Annotated in this window: 16 protein-coding genes; 10 read left to right on the top strand and 6 right to left on the bottom strand. The window is 64.5% G+C overall.

From position 1 onward, the window contains the following. Window position 1: 1 nt before the first annotated feature. Complete coding sequence (locus EHH60_RS17040; protein ID WP_124160615.1) at window positions 2–1,222, bottom strand: NAD(P)/FAD-dependent oxidoreductase; 1,221 nt, start codon at window positions 1,220–1,222, stop codon at window positions 2–4. Window positions 1,223–1,449: 227 nt separating this feature from the next. Between EHH60_RS17040 and EHH60_RS17035 the strand changes: the two genes are divergently transcribed. After that, on the top strand, window positions 1,450–2,244 hold the full coding sequence (locus EHH60_RS17035; RefSeq protein ID WP_124160614.1) for an enoyl-CoA hydratase/isomerase family protein: 795 nt from the start codon (window positions 1,450–1,452) through the stop codon (window positions 2,242–2,244). Next, window positions 2,241–2,816: a histidine phosphatase family protein gene (locus tag EHH60_RS17030; RefSeq protein ID WP_124160613.1), complete on the top strand. Its 576-nt coding sequence runs from the start codon at window positions 2,241–2,243 to the stop codon at window positions 2,814–2,816. Before EHH60_RS17035 ends, EHH60_RS17030 begins: the two co-directional genes overlap by 4 nt. 67 nt (window positions 2,817–2,883) lie before the next feature. Here EHH60_RS17030 and EHH60_RS17025 read toward each other — a convergent pair whose 3' ends face one another. Further along, window positions 2,884–4,602, bottom strand: a complete 1,719-nt coding sequence (locus EHH60_RS17025) for an IlvD/Edd family dehydratase (protein ID WP_199751525.1) — start codon at window positions 4,600–4,602, stop codon at window positions 2,884–2,886. Window positions 4,603–5,098: 496 nt separating this feature from the next. Here EHH60_RS17025 and EHH60_RS17020 point away from each other — a divergent pair, with 496 nt between their 5' ends. Further along, window positions 5,099–6,076: a DUF6662 family protein gene (locus EHH60_RS17020; RefSeq protein ID WP_245454511.1), complete on the top strand. Its 978-nt coding sequence runs from the start codon at window positions 5,099–5,101 to the stop codon at window positions 6,074–6,076. An 18-nt stretch (window positions 6,077–6,094) separates the two neighbouring features. Here the strand turns inward: EHH60_RS17020 and EHH60_RS17015 are convergent, their stop codons facing one another. After that, on the bottom strand, window positions 6,095–7,009 hold the full coding sequence (locus EHH60_RS17015) for a LysR family transcriptional regulator (protein ID WP_349629071.1): 915 nt from the start codon (window positions 7,007–7,009) through the stop codon (window positions 6,095–6,097). A 122-nt stretch (window positions 7,010–7,131) separates the two neighbouring features. On the opposite strand from EHH60_RS17015, the gene EHH60_RS17010 reads away from it, so the two are divergent. The 4 genes from EHH60_RS17010 to EHH60_RS16995 all read left to right on the top strand — a co-directional run bounded on the left by EHH60_RS17010 (window position 7,132) and on the right by EHH60_RS16995 (window position 9,582). Then, complete coding sequence (locus EHH60_RS17010) at window positions 7,132–7,944, top strand: SDR family NAD(P)-dependent oxidoreductase (protein WP_124160609.1); 813 nt, start codon at window positions 7,132–7,134, stop codon at window positions 7,942–7,944. 32 nt (window positions 7,945–7,976) lie between these two features. Next, on the top strand, window positions 7,977–8,510 hold the full coding sequence (locus tag EHH60_RS17005; protein ID WP_124160608.1) for a YkgB family protein: 534 nt from the start codon (window positions 7,977–7,979) through the stop codon (window positions 8,508–8,510). 162 nt (window positions 8,511–8,672) lie between these two features. Then, window positions 8,673–9,128, top strand: a complete 456-nt coding sequence (locus tag EHH60_RS17000; protein WP_124160817.1) for a carboxymuconolactone decarboxylase family protein — start codon at window positions 8,673–8,675, stop codon at window positions 9,126–9,128. A 43-nt stretch (window positions 9,129–9,171) separates the two neighbouring features. Continuing rightward, window positions 9,172–9,582 carry a cupin domain-containing protein gene (locus EHH60_RS16995; RefSeq protein ID WP_124160607.1) on the top strand — a complete coding sequence of 137 codons (411 nt, stop codon included), beginning with the start codon at window positions 9,172–9,174 and terminating at the stop codon, window positions 9,580–9,582. Between the two features lie 7 nt (window positions 9,583–9,589). Here EHH60_RS16995 and EHH60_RS16990 read toward each other — a convergent pair whose 3' ends face one another. Then, a complete protein-coding gene (locus tag EHH60_RS16990; RefSeq protein ID WP_124160606.1) occupies window positions 9,590–10,414 on the bottom strand; it encodes an NAD-dependent epimerase/dehydratase family protein in 825 nt (274 codons plus the stop codon). 92 nt (window positions 10,415–10,506) lie between these two features. On the opposite strand from EHH60_RS16990, the gene EHH60_RS16985 reads away from it, so the two are divergent. Further along, window positions 10,507–11,475, top strand: coding sequence for an SMP-30/gluconolactonase/LRE family protein (locus EHH60_RS16985; RefSeq protein WP_124160605.1), 969 nt, complete (start codon window positions 10,507–10,509; stop codon window positions 11,473–11,475). 187 nt (window positions 11,476–11,662) lie between these two features. Here the strand turns inward: EHH60_RS16985 and EHH60_RS16980 are convergent, their stop codons facing one another. Continuing rightward, the gene (locus EHH60_RS16980; RefSeq protein WP_124160604.1) at window positions 11,663–13,093 is read right to left on the bottom strand and encodes an aldehyde dehydrogenase family protein; all 1,431 of its coding nucleotides are present in this window, start codon (window positions 13,091–13,093) and stop codon (window positions 11,663–11,665) included. Between the two features lie 336 nt (window positions 13,094–13,429). Next, complete coding sequence (locus EHH60_RS16975; protein WP_124160603.1) at window positions 13,430–15,793, bottom strand: thiamine pyrophosphate-binding protein; 2,364 nt, start codon at window positions 15,791–15,793, stop codon at window positions 13,430–13,432. 132 nt (window positions 15,794–15,925) lie between these two features. Here EHH60_RS16975 and EHH60_RS16970 point away from each other — a divergent pair, with 132 nt between their 5' ends. Both EHH60_RS16970 and ppk2 read left to right on the top strand, forming a co-directional pair. Next, window positions 15,926–16,387: an Lrp/AsnC family transcriptional regulator gene (locus EHH60_RS16970; RefSeq protein WP_028177825.1), complete on the top strand. Its 462-nt coding sequence runs from the start codon at window positions 15,926–15,928 to the stop codon at window positions 16,385–16,387. 82 nt (window positions 16,388–16,469) lie between these two features. Next, window positions 16,470–17,390, top strand: coding sequence for a polyphosphate kinase 2 (gene ppk2, locus EHH60_RS16965; RefSeq protein WP_124160602.1), 921 nt, complete (start codon window positions 16,470–16,472; stop codon window positions 17,388–17,390). The last annotated feature ends 278 nt before the right edge of the window (window positions 17,391–17,668 follow it).

Below are 17,668 nucleotides of genomic sequence, written 5' to 3'. Positions count from 1 at the left end.
CTCACGCCAGCGCGCTCTTCAGGTCGAAGCTCTCGTCCGCGGCCTGCTCCGGCGTGATCGAACGATCCATGGCCTGCAGGCGGCGGCCGAACATGTGATCGCCGGCGCGGTTGATCGATTCGATGCCGAGCAGCTTGTCGCCCTTGTAGCAGAACGCCGAGAACGCCTTCTTCGTGGGGTCTCCGCGCAGCACGACGCGGTCGTAGCCGGTGGTGAGGCCTGCGATCTGGAGCTTGTCGTCGCCCTGGTCGCTCCAGAACCAGGGATGACTGTCGTAAGGCTTCCTGTCGCCGGTCAGCCGCGCCGCGAGGCAGCGGGCGTGATCGGTGGCGTTCTGCACCGATTCCAGCCGCAGCGATCCGCCGAAGCGCGGGCTCGCGAACAGCGCGCAATCGCCGATCGCGGAAATGTCTGGATCGGCCGTCGCAAGATATTCGTCGACGATGATGCCGGCCGCCACAGGGAGCCCCGCTTCCGCCGCAAGCTCGATATTCGGCAGCACGCCGACGCCGACCACGACGAGGTCGGCCGGCAGATGCTGGCCGTCGCTTAAAGAAACGCCCGTGACCTGACCGCCCTCCGCCTCGATCGAGGTGGCCTGCACGCCGAGGTGAATGCGGATGCCGGCCTCGCGGTGGCGGTCCTGGAAATACTCCGAGACCTCTGATGTCACCGCCCGCGCCATCACGCGCGGGGCGAGCTCGAGTACGTCGACCTCGAGCCCCTTGATCCGGGCCGTGGAGGCGAACTCGAGGCCGATGAAGCCGGCGCCGATGATCACGGCGCGCTTCTTGGTGGGCATGATCCTGCGCAGCGCCTCGCTGTCGTCGAGGATGCGCAGATATTTCACTTCGGGCAGATTGGCATTGGGCAGATCGAGCAGGCGATTGCGCGCGCCGGTCGCCAGCACGAGGTGCCAGTAATCCAGCGTCTCGCCGGATGCGAGATGCACCTTGCGCCCCGCGCGGTCGATCGAGGCGGCGCGGCCGGCGATGAGCTCGATCTTCTGGTCCTGATAGAATTTCTCTGGCCGGAACATCAGGCTCTCCGGCCCCGCGGAGCCCTTGATGTAGGCTTTCGACAGCGGCGGGCGCTGATAGGGCAGATGCGCCTCGTCGTTGATCAGGCAGATGCGCTCCGAAAAGCCGGCCTGGCGCAGCGATGCCGCGGCCTGATAGCCGCCATGGCCGGCGCCAACGATGATCACCGGACCGCCCGTCATTGGACAGCCCATTTCCGGAAGACACGAGCGTAACCCATGCCGTCTCCTCTCTCGCTAGTTCTGGTTGCTGGCCTTAGGAGGAGCCGGCGCTCGTGTCCGTCCCTTGACGAAGGCAGCCCCATTTGAGCCGATCGTTCCGTCCGGCGCAAGAGCGGCGGCCGGGGATTGTCACCCCTGCCCTTCTGCGATTTAGTTCGAGTCTCGACCTCCTGCCGGAGATTTTTCAAATGACCGCTCCCGTCTCAACGCCTGGTGATCCCGCCCTGCTGCGGATCGACGGCCCAATCGCGACCATCACGTTGAACCGCCCTGCCGCGTTCAACGCGATCAACCTTGCGATTGCGCAGAAGCTCGAACAGCTCGCAGCCTATATCGAAGGCGCGGACGACATCCGCGTCGTCGTTCTCGAAGGCGAGGGACGCGCGTTCTGCGCCGGCGGCGATCTGCAGACGATCGGGGCCGCCGCCGAAGCCGGCACGGTGACACCCGTCGTCGGCGAGCTGCTCAAGCACTATCATGCCTTCATCGAGATCATCAGGCGCATGCCGAAGATCTCGCTGTCCAGCGTGCAAGGCTCGGCCGCCGGCGCCGGCATGGGCCTCGCCTTCGTCACCGATCTCTGCATCGCCGCCGACGACGCCAAGTTCACGCCGGCCTATGCCAAGATCGGGGTGTCGCCGGACGGCGGCTCGACGGTCGGCATCGTCGGCACGGTGGGCTCGCGCCGCGCGCTGCAGATTTTTCTCGCCGAGGACAATTTTACCGCTCAGCAGGCCTCTGAATGGGGCCTGGTCGCCAAGACCGTTCCCGCAACCGAGCTGAAGGCCGCGACGCGGCAGCTTGCCGAACGGCTGGCACAGAATCCGCCGGCCGCGGTCGCCGGCACCAAGCAGCTGGTCTACCAGGCCGCGACCACGCCGGTGAAGCAGCAGCTGGATGCCGAGGAGCACAAGATCATCATGGCGATGAACACGGAGGCGTTCCGCACCGCCGTGAAGAAGTTCACGAGCAAGTCGAAGTGACGAGGCCCGCGCGCACGTTCTACGGCCTCCGTCACGGTGCGACCGACTGGAATCGCGAGGGGCGATTCCAGGGCCGCACCGACAATCCGCTGAACGACGATGGCCTGCGACAAGCGCGCGAGGCCGCGCACCTGCTGCGCGGCGTCGGCATCAGCCGCATCGTCGCAAGCCCCCTGGTACGCGCGGCGCGGACGGCCGAGATCATCGCGGACGTGATCGCGGTGCCGCTCGCGATCGACGACGGCATCATCGAGTTCGATTTCGGCAGCTTTGAAGGCCTCCCCGTCCGCGACCTTATGATCAAGCACGGCGTCAAATCCGCGACGGGTCTCGTGTCGATCCTGCCGGCCGACGGCGAAAGCTGGGACGCCATGGTCGGACGGTCGCTGACCTGCGTCTCGGAGTGGCTCGCGCGCCATCCCGACGATAATCTCCTGTTCGTCTGCCACGACGCCGTGATGCAAGCCATGGCAAACGCACTATGTGGCAGCTATTTCAAGAACAGCCACGGCACGCCGTTCCGCTACCTGCACAAAGACCCGCAGTGGCGGATCGAGCAGGTCGTTACCTAGGACAGATGCGGCCTGTCTCCGCCGGCAATTTGAAGCAGCCGATCCGAGCGCTCGTTTGCGCGGCCGATCAACGCTTCTCCGTCTGCTTCCCGGTCCTCTGCATGAAATCGAAGTCGCAGCCCTCGTCGGCCTGCATGATGGTCTCGTTGAACAGCCAGGCGTAGCCACGCCGCGTTTCCTCGGGCACGGCGGCCGGCTTCAGCGCGACGCGGCGCCGCTCCAGTTCCGCGGCATCGACCAGCAGCTCGATGCTGCGCCTTCCGACGTCGAGGCGAATCATGTCGCCGTTCTGCACCAGCGCCAGCGGCCCGCCGACGGCGGATTCCGGGGTGATGTGCAGCACGATGGTGCCGAACGCGGTGCCGCTCATGCGCGCATCCGAGATGCGCACCATGTCCTTGGTGCCGCCGCGCGCGAGCTTCTTCGGAATCGGCAGATAGCCCGCCTCGGGCATGCCGGGCGCGCCCTTCGGGCCGGCATTGCGCAACACCAGCACGTCGTCGGAGTTCACATCGAGATCGGGATCGTCGACCCGCAAGGTCATGTCCTCGACGGATTCGAAAACGACGGCCCGCCCGGTGTGCTGCAACAGTTTCGGGCTCGCGGCCGACTGCTTGATGACGGCGCCGCGCGGGGCGAGATTGCCGTGCAGGATGGCGAGGCCGCCCTCTTTCTTGATCGGATTGTCGCGCGGGCGGATTGCATCCTGGCCGGGCACGTCCTCCGCATTCGCCGCGACATCGCGCAGCGTCTGGCCGGTGATCGTCCTGGCATCGAGATCGATGAGATCGCCGAGCTGCGCGAGCAATTTCGGCACGCCGCCAGCGTGATGGAAATGCTCCATGTAATGCTCGCCGGACGGCTTGAGATCGACCAGCACCGGCACCTCGCGGCCGATCTGGTCGAAGGCTGCGAGATCGAGCCGGTGCGGCGAGCGATGCGCCATCGCGGTCAGATGGATCAGGCCATTGGTCGATCCGCCGATCGCCTGGAGCACGACCTGCGCATTCCTGAAAGACCCAGGCGTCAGCAACTCGCTGGGCTTGGGCCCCTTCGTCTTCGCCATCTCGGCGGCCACCTTGCCGCTCGCCTCGGCGAGGCGGAAACGCTCGGCATGCGGCGCCGGAATCGTCGCGCTCATCGGCAGCGACAGGCCCATGGCTTCGATCATGCAGGCCATGGTCGAGGCCGTGCCCATCACCATGCAGGTGCCGACCGACGGCGCGAGGCGCCCGTTCACCGCCTCGATCTCGGCATCGTCCATGTCACCGGCGCGATATTTCGCCCATAGCCGGCGGCAATCGGTGCAGGCCCCCAGCACCTCGCCCTTGTGATGACCGACCACCATGGGGCCGACGGGGATGACCACCGTCGGCAGATCGGCGCTGATCGCCGCCATCACCTGCGCCGGCAGCGTCTTGTCGCAGCCGCCGATCACGATCACCGAATCCATCGGCTGGGCGCGGATCATCTCCTCGGTGTCCATCGCCATCAGGTTGCGCAGGTACATCGAGGTCGGATGCGCAAAGCTTTCGGCGATCGAGATGGTCGGAAACACGAACGGCATCGCGCCGGACAGCATCACGCCGCGCTTGGCGGCTTCGATGATGTCAGGGACGTTGCCGTGGCAGGGATTGTAGTCGCTATATGTGTTGGTGATGCCGACGATCGGGCGCTCCAGCGCGTCGTCGGAGTAGCCCATCGCCTTGATGAACGCCTTGCGCAGGAACAGCGAGAAGCCGGCATCGCCGTAGCTGGTCAAACCCTTGCGCAAGCCACTCGTCATCAGGTCGCTCCCTTCAGCTTTGTCGCTCGTGGTAAGGCCAGCCCCCTGATTGTCAATAAGCCGAGTTGCAGGCCTGAGGCTTGGTGGCCGGGCCCCTCTTCAAGCGAGCATCTCACAGCACTGCTGGTCGCAGGTTCAACTCCCGAAATTGATCCTGCATCCGATCTCGACGGCTCCCGAACGCGTGCGGAGTGCTCCAGTTTTCCGACTTCTCCGGCGCGGATCGGTGGAACTCGGCGCAGCTCCAATTCTCATGGCGCAAGCAGCTGAACTTCGCGGACCGCCAGCACGGGTGCGTCATCAGACTTCCCTCGCATTTCGAGCCGCCTGCGGCGGAAGATATCGAACGCAACTAAGAATGATTAGCAAGTAGTTGCATCCCTCGCCAAACTGTGAAATCTTATTGCGAATGACTTGCAATCGCAGGGGGATTGCGCGCGAACCCAAAGCCCCTGCGTCGATCAGTGCCCTTGGTTTGCTTAGGTTGGTGGTTGTCGTGGTGAGAAAATCGAGCTTCGCGGGCGCAATAGCGGCGGCGATCATCGTCGTCGGTCACCTGGCAAGCTGCGCCTCCGCCTCCGCCGACGAGGGCGCACGCAGCCTCGCATATGCCGCTCCCTGGCCCGGCTCCGCACCAGGCCTCGGCATCAACAAGCTGGCGGGCGGGTTGCCGTCGACCCATGCGGATATCGACACCGAGCATATTTTCGGCTTCAGCATGGGCTCCGACATCGGCAAGCCCGGCGAAATGGAGATCGAGTTCGAGAATGTCGGCGCGTTCGGCAAGCGCTCCGGCACTTACGCAGCCTGGGCCAATCTTAATCAGGTCAAATACACGGTCTCGGACAACTTCCGGATCGCGCCCGGATTTGCACTGACCGGACAGCACATCAATGGCGTTCCGGGCCTTGCCGATCATCGCGACGTCGCTTTCGGCGGGGCGGCGCTCGAACTTCGCTACAAGCTGGTCGATCGTGCCGTCGCGCCATTCGGGTTGACACTCCACGCCCAGCCCGGTTGGAGCCGGATCGACGACGCCAGCGGCATGCACATCGCGCAATATGGCGCAGAGTTTGCCGCGCTGTTCGATCGCGAGTTGGTCAAGGACAGGCTGTTTGCGGCCTTCAACGTCTGGTACGGGACCGGCGGGACCCGCGAGACCCTAACCAATCTTTGGCGACACGATTCCGAGATGCAGCTCCAGGCCGCGATCTCCTATGTAGTGCAGCCCGACCTCGTGCTCGGCCTCGGCGTACGCTACGCGCGGGCCTATGACGGCGGCGCCCTCGACCGCTTTTTGGGAGACGCAGTCTTTGCCGGCCCGACCTTCTCCTACAACATCTCGAAGGAGGTCGGCATCTCCGGCACCTGGCAGATGCAGGTTGCCGGCAAGGAGATCGGCGACGTTCGCAGCCTCAACCTCGATCAGTTCGAGCGGCACCAGGCGCTACTGCGTCTCAACTTGCACTTCTGATGCGCGCGCCCGACCCAGCTACGCCCGTTGCTTCCGCGACGCCACGTCCCGGGGCATGTCGGCCAGGCGCGCCCTCAGGCGCGGTACTGCAAAATCGAGAAAGGCTCGCAGCTTGGCCGGCATGAAGCGGTTGGGCGAATAGACGAAGTTGACCGGTTGCGGCGGGGGCTGAAAGTCCTGCAGAAGTGCGACGAGCTCTCCCGACCGCAGCGGGTCCGCGATGAGGTATGAGAACGCGACAGTAACCCCGATGCCTGCGCGTGCCGCGTCGAAGGCCGATTCGAGATTGCTCGCAATGAAGCGTGACCGCACGGGCACCGCATACTCGGTCTGCCCACGTTTGAACCTCCAGATGTTCGGCGACTGAAGCGGAGGATAGCTGATGCAGTCATGCGCAGAGAGATCGTCGGGAGACTTCGGTATCCCGCGCAATTCCAAATAGGTCGGACTGGCGCAGGCCACGCGGCGAATTTCTCCCGCTCGCAAGGCGATCAGGCCGCTGTCGGCGAGATCCCCGACGCGAAGCGCGACGTCAATATGCTCGTCCAGGAGATTGAGCGTCCGGTCCTGCAAGTTGAGCTGAACGTCCACTTGCGGGAATGCCGCAAGAAACTCGGCTAGAATCGGCTGCAGGCACAAGCGACCGAGTGCGACGAGCGTCGTGACACTCAAATCTCCGCGCGGCGTGGTGTATTCGCCGGAGGCAACGCGCTCGGCCTCGGCGAGATCGGCAAGAATTCGCTTGGCCGCGGCGATGTAGGAGCGTCCGGCATCGGTGGGAACGAGGACGCGGCTCGATCGGTGAAACAGCTTGGTGCGCAGGTGCTCCTCGAGCTCCGACACCTTCCGGCTCACCGTTGCCAACGGCATTTTCTGACGGCGCGCGGCGGCGGACAGGCTGCCCGCCTCCGCCACCGCCAAGACCACCGACATGCTTTCAAAACGATCCATGGGACGCTTCCATATTCTGGAAGGATAGATCCCGATTTTGCCAGATATCCCTCATTTCCGGAAGTGCCTATTCCTCTCCGCACCGAAACGGAAAGGAGACGAAAATGACCCAGACCAGAAAAGGCACTGCGCTCATCACCGGTGCTTCGACCGGAATCGGCGCGATCTACGCCGATCGCCTGGCGAAGCGCGGCCACGACCTCATCCTCGTTGCGCGCAACAGGCAGCGGCTCGCGTCGCTGGCGCGCAGGCTCACCAGCGAAAGCAGCCGCAAGGTAGAGACGGTGGAAGCCGATCTCACATCGCTGGCCGACCTGCGCCGTGTCGAGCAACTCCTCAGAACCGAGCCCGCCGTCTCGGTGCTGGTCAACAACGCAGGCGTCGGCGCCTCAGCCCCGCTGATCGCCTCCGACATCGACAAAATGGAAGACATGATCCGCCTCAACGTCAGCGCGCTGGCGCGCCTGACCTACGCGGCGGTCCCCGGATTCATCGAACGCGGCCATGGCACCATCATCAACATCGCCTCCATCGTCGCGATCGCGCCGGAGCTGCTGAACGGCGTCTACGGCGGCTCGAAAGCGTTCGTGCTCGCATTCACCCAGTCGCTCGTTCACGAGCTCGCCGGCAAGGGCATCCGCGTACAAGCCGTGCTGCCGGGCGCCACTGCGACCGAGTTTTGGGATACCGCCGGTACACCGGTTCACCAACTGCCTGCCGGGATCGTCATGTCGGCCGACGACATGGTGGACGCGGCGCTCGCCGGTCTCGATCTCGGCGAGGTCGTGACGATCCCGGCGCTCGCCGACAAGTCCGCATGGGATCGCCACGAGAGCGCGCGGCTCGCCATGACGAACAAGCTCTCGAGCGCCATTCCCGCCCCTCGCTACAACCTGCACACGCACCTGAATGCGTGAGCGGATAACCCATCATCAAAACGGAGATCACCATGTCACGCATCATCAGCCACCCGTCCACCTCAGCCATCGCGCTGAGCCGCACCATCAGCTGGCGCGATCAGTCTGAACGCCTGCTCGCCTACGCCGAACCGGTCAGCCGGATCGGTCTCTATGCGTCACTTGCAATCATCTACGCCTGGTTCGGCGGGATGAAGTTCACCGACTACGAAGCGCAGGGGCTGGTGCCCCTGGTGGAAAACAGCCCGCTGTTGCGCTGGTTCTACGCGCTGTTTTCGATCCGCGGCTTCTCCACGTTTCTCGGTTTCGTCGAACTGAGCATCGGGCTTCTGATCGCGCTCCGGTCGGTGAGCCCGATCTATTCCGCAGCCGGCGGCCTTCTCTCGGCCGGACTGTTCGTCACGACGCTGAGCTTCATGATCTCGACGCCTGGCGTCGTCGTGCCTGAGCTCGGGGTGCCCGCGATCACGGTCGCACCGGGACAGTTCCTGCTGAAGGACGTCGGCCTGTTGGCTGCTTCCTTCTGGGTGTTCACGGACTCGCTGAAGGCCGCCATCCGCAGGTGAGAACTCGCGTCACAGCGCAACAACCGAACTCGAAACAGGAGCCCCGCCATGAGAATACGATTCATCCTCGGCGGGGCTCGCGCTGCTCGCAGTGTCGTCGTCGACAGCGGCGAGAAGGATCCGACCACTGCCGTCCAGCGGAACATCCTCAAGGAGAAGAACATGAGTAAGCGTCTCGACTACAACCAGATCGCGCCGGCAGGCATCAAGGCGCTAGGTAGCGTCTACGGCTACATCCTGCAGAGCCGCCTTTCCCCCACGCTGATCGAGCTGGTCTATCTGCGGGTCTCCCAGATCAACAATTGCGCCTACTGCCTCGACATGCACACGCGCGAGCTGCTCAAGAAGGGAGAGAAGATCGAGAAGATCGCGCTGCTGCAGGCCTGGCGCGAGGCCGGCAACCTCTTCGACGAGCGCGAGCGCGCCGCGCTGGCATGGGCGGAAACGGTGACACGGGTTGCCGAGACCGGCGTTCATGACGAGGCATACCAGGCCGCACGCGCCGTATTCGAGGAGCGTGAGCTCGTGGACCTCACGATCGCGATCAGCCTGATGAATGCCTACAACCGCATGGCCATCAGCTTTCGCGCAACACCCGCGGCAGCGGCCGCCGCCTGATCGACACAAGCGCAACGTCGCGCACAACCGAAAGCCCATTCACATGAAGAGATATGGAATCATCGTTGCGGCGGCGCTGATCGCCGCAACCAGCCTGGCTTCGCTCCCCGCCCGGTCCGAAGAGCCTCGGCTGGGAGACATCAAGCGCACACATCTCATGAAGGAAGCTCTGAGCGTCCCCGGACGCGAGGTCGTCCAGGTCCGCGTCGATTTTCCTCCGGGCGTTGTCGCCGTCAGGCACAGTCACCCGGGCGAAGAGCTCGTCTATATGATCGAAGGCGAGCTGGAATATCGGCTCGACGGCAGGCCGCCGGTGATCCTGAAGGCCGGCGAGGTGCTGCTTATTCCTCACGGCGTACATCATGCGGTGACGAACCTCGGCAGCGGAAACGCGGCGGAGCTCGCGACCTATATTGTCGAGACAGGCAAGCCGCTGTTGACGCTCGGCAGGTGAGCCGCTTCTAACGCTTGGTCCAGTCGATCACGCGGCCTGGGTCGGCATCGAACTCCATGCTGCAGAACGTGCCGCCCTGGAAATAATCGCCGACCGGGTCCGACTTCAGCTTGGCCTGCTCCGCCATCGCGTGCTCACGGAAATCCTCGGCGCGACCGGTCGGGCGATAGCCGAGCTCGTAGGCGCGGTGATTGTCCCACCAGGCGCGCTCGTTGAAAGAGGCGCCGTAGAAGACCTCGAAATGGATGTCGGGATGTTCGAGCCCGATGCGGCAGAGCTGCACGAGATCATCGGGCTTGAGCCAGATCGCGAGCCGGCGCTGGTCGAGCGGCATGTCGCCGAAATTGCCGATGCGCAGGCAAGTCACCTTCAGGCCGTGCTTGTCGGCGTAGAGCGCGCCGACGGCCTCGCCGAACACCTTGCTGACGCCATAGCGGCTGTCGGGCCTCGCGGTGACGTCAGTGCCGATCCTGTGGTGGCGCGGATAGAAGCCGACGGCGTGGTTCGACGAGGCGAACACCACGCGCTTGACGCCCTTCTTGCGTGCGGCCTCGAACAAATTGTAGCCACCGATGATATTGGACTGGAGGATGTCGTTCCAAGGACCTTCGACCGAATAGCCGCCGAAATGCAGGATGCCGTCGACTCCCTCGCAGATCGCTTCAACTTGAGCGAGATCGGCGAGGTCGGCGGCCTTGAACGTTTCGTTGGCGCCGAGATCGGCGGGCGGCTTGAGGTCGGACAGCAGCAGGTCCGGATAGAGCGGCGGCAGCAGCTTGCGCAGGCGCGTTCCGATTCCGCCCGAAGCTCCCGTCATCAAGATGCGCGGCATATCTCTCCCTCACCTCTAGCGGCCGATTTGCGGCCATGGATATCTGATGCTAGCAGACTTGGACAGAGGGAACGCAACAACGAGAACCGCACATGAACGATGCCTCGTCCCATAACCAAGGCTGGCGGCCGGCGACCTATTACCCTGATCCAGCGATAAAAGCGCTCGATCCCCGCTTCGAAAAATACTGGCTGAAACTTTCGGCCGTGGAGCGGCTGACGACCGGCCTGCGCTGGGCCGAGGGGCCGGTGTGGTTCGGCGACGGGCGTTATCTGCTCTGCAGCGACATTCCGAACCAGCGCATCCTCAAATGGGAGGAGGAGACCGGCGCGGTCAGCGTGTTCCGCAAGCCCTCCAACTTCGCCAATGGCAACACGCGCGATCGCCAGGGGCGGCTGATCACCTGCGAGCACGGCGGCCGCCGCGTGACCCGCACTGAATACGACGGCAGCATCACCGTGCTGATGGACTCGTTCGACGGCAAGCGGCTGAACTCGCCGAACGACGTCGTGGTGAAGTCCGACGGCTCGATCTGGTTCACCGATCCCACCTTTGGCCTGCTCGGCAACTACGAAGGCTACAAGGCAGAACCCGAGATCGAGCCGAACGTCTACCGGCTCGATCCCGCGACCGGCAAGGCAACGATCGTCGCCGAAGGCGTGCTCGGTCCGAACGGGCTGTGCTTCTCGCCGGACGAGAAGATCCTCTACGTCGTGGAATCCCGCGGCGTGCCGAACCGCAAGATCCTCGCCTATGACGTCTCGGCCGACGGCACCACGACTTCCAACAAGCGCGTTCACATCGATGCAGGTCCGGGCACGCCCGACGGCATGCGCTGCGACATCGATGGCAATCTCTGGTGCGGCTGGGGCATGGGCGATCCCGAGCTCGACGGCGTCGTGGTGTTCGCACCGGACGGCGTCATGATCGGCCGCATCGCCCTGCCCGAGCGCTGCGCCAATCTCTGCTTCGGCGGCGTCAAGCGCAACCGCCTGTTCATGGCCGCGAGCCAGTCGATCTACGCGCTGTATGTAAACACGCAGGGCGCGGCGGGCGGATAGGCGCTCTCTTCCGGCATTGCGAGGAGCACCTGCGACGAAGCAATCCAGACTGCCTGCGCTGAGAGATTCTGGATTGCTTCGCGGAGCCTGTCATCGGGCCGGGCTTCGCCCGGACCCGTTGGCGCGCAATGACGAAACGCCGGAGCGGTTGCCCGCTCCGGCGTCATGTTTGATCAGGCGGTCCGGCTTACGCCGCGTTGAAGCCGGCGACGGCCTTCACTTCGAGGAAGTCCTCGAGGCCGAACTTGCCCCACTCGCGGCCGTTGCCGGACTGCTTGTAGCCGCCGAACGGCGCAGTGCGGTCGTTGGGCACGCCCTGCAGGTTGACATTGCCGGCGCGGATCTGACGGCCGACGCGCTTGGCGTCCTCGACCGTCGCGCCCGTGACGTAGCCGGCGAGGCCGTAGGGCGTGTCGTTCGCGATCTGCACCGCGTCGGCCTCGTCCTTGGCGCCGATGATGGTCAGCACCGGTCCGAAGATCTCCTCGCGGGCGATCGTCATGTCGGGCGTGACGTCGGCGAAGATGGTCGGGCGGACGTAGAAGCCCTTGTTCACGCCTTCGGGCAGGCCCGGGCCGCCGGCGACGAGGGTCGCGCCCTCGTCGATGCCCTTCTTGATCAGACCCTGGATCTTGTCCCACTGGCCGCGGTTGACGACGGGGCCGATCGTGGTGCCTTCGGCGCGCGGATCGCCCGCCTTGGTCTTGTCGGCGACGGCCTTCGCGATCGCGGCGACTTCCTTCATCTTCGACAGCGGCACGATCATGCGCGAGGGCGCGTTGCAGGACTGGCCCGAGTTGTTGAACATGTGCATCACGCCGCCGGTCACCGCCTTCTGAAGATCGGCGCCTTCGAGGATGACGTTCGGCGACTTGCCGCCGAGCTCCTGGCTGACGCGCTTCACGGTGGGTGCCGCGCGCTTGGCAACATCGATGCCGGCGCGGGTCGAGCCGGTGAACGAGATCATGTCGATGTCAGGGTGCTCGCTCATGGCAGCGCCGACCTCGGGACCGAGACCGTTGACGAGGTTGAACACGCCCTTTGGCACGCCGGCTTCATGCAGGATCTCGGCAAAGATCAGCGCCGAGGTCGGGGTGAACTCGCTGGGCTTGAGGATCATCGTGCAGCCGGCGGCGAGCGCGGGCGCGACCTTGCAGGCGATCTGGTTCAGCGGCCAGTTCCAGGGCGTGATCATGCCAACCACGCCGATCGGCTCGCGCAGTACCATGGCGGTGCCGACCGGCTCCTCGAAATGATAGTTCTTGAGCACGTCGAGCGTGGTCATGAGATGGCCGAGGCCGGCGCCGGCCTGGAGCTTCTCCGCCATCGGCAGCGGTGCGCCCATTTCGTCGGAGACGGCAGCGCCGATCTCCTTGAGACGGCCCTTGTAGACCTCGATGATCTTGCTGAGCAGCGCGACGCGCTCCTCGCGGCTGGTCTGGGAGAAAGTGGCAAAGGCGCGCTTGGCGGCGGCGACAGCCTTGTCGACGTCAGCCTTGGAGCCCAGCGCAACCTCGTACATCGCCTCTTCCGTCGCCGGATTGACCACGGCGGTGGACTTCTTGACGGCGGGATCGACCCAGGCGCCGTCGATGTAGAATTGCATGCGATTGACCATCGTTAACCTCTTCTTGGGGCTTGGAGGGGGCGTTTCGGCAGGCATCCTTGCACGAAAGCGCCAGTAATTGAACCCGCCATATGCGGGGCCAGCGTTGCGGCGGACGGAATATGTGACGCGATTTGAAGCGAGGCAAGCGGCCATCAATCGCAAGAACCTGGCTCCCGGCTCTGCGTCGCGACATTTCATGTCGCGCCTTGTCCGGGACGCGAGATTGGAACGAGCGCAAACAGTCTCGTGCTCCGGACGCAGCGCAGCACTTCCCTGGCGATGCGAAGCATCGTCCAGTTCAGTGATGCGCTGCAGAGCCGGGGCCCATGCGACGGGTTACCGCCGCTACACCGCCATCTTCCGGTGCAGCACCGGCGCACCGGTGGTGAGGCTTTCGGCCGCATCGATAATGGCGTTGGCGTCGATGCCGTAGTGTCGATACAGATCGGCGATGGCGCCGGTCTGGCCGAACTGCTCGACGCCGAGCGCCTCGACGCGATGGCCGCGGACGCTGCCGAGCCAGCCGAGCGCGGCAGGGTGGCCGTCGATCACGGTCACGATGCCGCAGTCGCGCGGCAGCGGCGCCAGCAGCTTCTCGACATGGCTGAGATGCTGCACGCCGCGGCGGTCGCGCCGCAATTTCCGCGCGGCGGTCCAACCGGCATGCAGGCGGTCCGCCGAGGTGATCGCGAGCAGGCCGATGTCGCGGCGGCTCTCGCCGATGAAGCCGGTGGCCTCGATCGCCTCCGGCGCGACTGCGCCGGTATAGGCAATCACGACTTCGGCATTCGGACCCGGCTTGCGCAGCCAATACGCGCCGTCGGTGATGCCCTGCCTCAGCTCCGGCGTCATGATCCGCTGCGCCTGCTCGATGCTGCGCGTGGAGAGCCGCAAATATACCGAGCCGCCCTCGCCCGCCTCGCGCTGCATGTGCTCAAAGCCGAAAGCCATGATGACAGCGAGCTCGTCGACGAAGGCCGGTTCGAACGAAGCGAGCCCGTCCTGTGCCATGCCGATCAAGGGCGTCGCGATCGATTGATGCGCTCCGCCTTCGGGCGCGAGCGTGATGCCGGACGGCGTCGCCGCCACCATGAAGCGGGCGTCCTGGTAGCAGGCATAGTTCAGGGCATCGAGCCCGCGCTCGATGAAGGGATCGTAGAGTGTGCCGACCGGCAGCAGCCGCTCGCCGTTGATCTGGTGCGACAGGCCGAGCGCGGACAGCATGATGAACAGGTTCATCTCGGCAATGCCGAGCTCGAGATGCTGGCCCTTGGGCGAGGCGTCCCAATTGTAGGTCGAGGGAATTTTCTCGCTGCGGAACAAGTCCGCCTTCTCGGCGCGCGCGAACAGCCCGCGGCGGTTGACCCAGGGACCGAGATTTGTCGAGACGGTGACGTCGGGCGAGGTCGTGACGATGCGCCTCGCCAGCTCGCTGTCGCTGCGCGCGATCTCGTTGAGGACGAGGCCGAAGCCCTGCTGGGTCGACATCTGCGGCGACGGCTTGAAGGCGAGCTGCTGGGGCACCTCGACGACGGGAGCCGTCAGCCGGCGGCCGTCCCGGTTGAAGGGCACGCGCGCGAGGAACGCTTCGAGTTCCGCCGTATCCTGCGTCAGCCCTTCGAACTTGTCCCATTCATGCCCGGGCCGGATATTCTGGCTGTCGCGGTACTTCTCCATCTGCGCGACCGTCATCAGGCCGGCGTGGTTGTCCTTGTGGCCCTGGAACGGCAGGCCGACGCCCTTGATGGTGTAGGCGATGAAGCAGACCGGGCGATCGTGATCGATGGAGTCGAACGCCTCGAGCATGCTCGCCATGTCGTGGCCGCCGAGGTTCGACATCAGCGCGAGCAGTTCCTCGTCGCTGCGCTTGTCGATCAGCTTCGTGATCGGGCCCTGGTCGCCGATCTCGTCGTGCAGATGCTTGCGGAAGGCCGCGCCGCCCTGGAAGCACAGCGCCGCATAGAGCGCGTTCGGGCAGTTGTCGATCCAGCGCTTCAAGGCTTCGCCGCCAGCTTCCGCGAACGCCTCGCGCATCAGGCGGCCATATTTCACGATCACCACGTCCCAGCCGAAATTGCGGAACATGGTCTCGAACTTTTCCCAGAGACCTTCGCGCACGACGGCATCGAGCGACTGGCGGTTGTAGTCGACCACCCACCAGGTGTTGCGCAGGCCGTGCTTCCAGCCCTCTGCCAGAGCCTCGAAGATGTTGCCCTCGTCCATCTCGGCGTCGCCGACGAGCGCGATCATCCGCCCCTCGCGGCGGTCCTTCATCCAGCCATGCGCCTTGACGTAGTCCTGCACCAGCGAAGAGAACAGCGTCTGCGCGACGCCGAGGCCGACCGAGCCGGTGGAGAAATCGACGTCGTCGACGTCCTTGGTGCGCGACGGATAGGACTGCGCACCCTTGAAGCCGCGAAAGTTCTCCAGCTTCTCGCGGCTCTGGCGGCCGAACAAATACTGGATGGCGTGGAACACCGGGCTCGCATGCGGCTTCACCGCGACGCGGTCCTCGGGGCGCAGCACGTGGAAGTACAGCGCGGACATGATGGTCGCGAGCGAGGCGGAGGAGGCCTGGTGGCCGCCGACCTTGAGGCCATCCGCATTGGAACGGATGTGGTTGGCGTGGTGGATGGTCCAGGACGACAGCCACAGCGCCTTGCGGGCCAGCGCGGTCAGGGTGTCGAGGCGAACGGGGTCAGCGGGCATGGCGATGCTCCGGGAAATAAGCACCGATCATACGCCCGCGGGCGGCGCCAAACTTCTCAAAATTTCGCGCCATACCGGCCGTTATTGGGATATTTTACCAATCAGACGCCTCCTGACCCAGGTTCCATCGCAATGCCAGAGCTCGACGCCATCGACCGGAAGATTCTCAGCCATCTCCAGAACGACAGCCGGATGACCATGCAGGAACTCGCCGACAAGGTCGGGCTCTCGGTCTCGCCCTGCCATCGCCGGGTCAAGTTGCTGGAGGAACGCGGCGTCATCAGCCGCTACATCGCGACCGTCGACCAGAAGGCGCTCGGCCTGCATGTCAGCGTCTTCATCTCGATCAAGCTGGCGCGGCAGAAGGAAGAGGACCTCAATCGCTTCGCCCGCGCGATCTCGAAATGGGACGAGGTGCTCGAATGCTATCTGATGACCGGCAATCGCGACTATCTGCTCCGCGTCGTCGCCGCCGACCTCGCCTCCTACGAGACATTCCTCAAGACCAAGCTGACCCGGCTCGACGGCATCGCCTCGATCGAGTCCAGCTTTGCGCTCAGCCAGGTGAAATATTCGATCGCGCTGCCGGTGTGACCTGCGTCCCACGTTGTCACATGGTCGCAACAAACCCCGCCGATGGTCGTTGTGACTGGTATTCGAGCCGAGAGAAGCACCCATGACCGCAGCCGATCGCAAATCCGAGATCTCCAAGCGCGCGCGCATCATCCAGGAAATGGCCGACGATCTCGACGAGGAACTGGAGATGGAGCTGGATGATGCCCGGCTCGACGAGCTCCTCGACGAGACCGGAACGCTGAGACCGACGGTCGATCGCAGGCTCTATTTCCGGGAGCTGCTTCGCCTCCAGGGCGAGTTGATCAAGCTCCAGGACTGGGTGCAGAGCGAGAGGAAGAAGGTCGTGGTGCTGTTCGAGGGCCGCGACGCCGCCGGCAAGGGCGGCGTGATCAAGCGCATCACCCAGCGCCTCAATCCCCGCATCTGCCGCGTCGCGGCGCTTCCGGCGCCGAACGAGCGCGAGCGCACGCAATGGTATTTCCAGCGCTACGTCGCGCATTTGCCGGCCGGCGGCGAGATCGTGCTGTTCGACCGTAGCTGGTACAACCGCGCCGGGGTCGAGCGCGTGATGGGCTTCTGCTCGGAGGACGAATATCAGGAGTTCTTCAAGACGGTACCGGAGTTCGAGCGCATGCTGATCCGCTCCGGCATCATCCTGGTCAAGTACTGGTTCTCGATCACCGACGACGAGCAGCAGTTCCGCTTCACCATGCGGATCAAGGATCCCTTGAAGCAGTGGAAGCTGAGCCCAATGGACGTCGAGTCCCGCAGTCGCTGGGAGGCGTACACCAAGGCCAAGGAGACGATGCTGGAGTACACGCATCTGCCGGATAGCCCATGGTGGATCGTCGATGCCGTGGACAAGAAGCGCGCCCGACTCAATTGCATCGCGCATCTGTTGACTCAGATCCCGTACCAGGAGGTGCTGCGGGCTCCCGTGACGCTGCCGCCGCGCGTCCGCAACCCCGACTATCAGCGAGGCCCGGTTCCGCCGGAGATGTACGTGCCGGCGAAATATTGACGGTGGTCTCGCCGTTACCTCTCCCGCCTGCGGGAGAGGTCGCGCCGCAGGCGCGGGTGAGGGCTTTCTCCTCGAAGGGAATCCCAATGCGGAGACACCCTCTCCTCACCCCTCTCCCGCAAGCGAGGGCTTTGCACAAAGGGGAATTTTGCGATTCTCTAGGATCTGTCGTTGGAGGCGGATTGGGATGGCATATCGACAGGTGGGACAACCGAGCTTCGCAGATGCGCTGGTGTCGCGGCGAGGCAAAGGTAGCGCTGTGCTGAGGCGGATTGGCG

This window comes from Bradyrhizobium sp. RP6 (assembly GCF_003837805.1).
Classification (GTDB): Bacteria; Pseudomonadota; Alphaproteobacteria; order Rhizobiales; family Xanthobacteraceae; genus Bradyrhizobium.
Note: the sequence above shows the minus strand (reverse complement) of the source record. Positions and strands in the feature narration are given on the sequence as shown.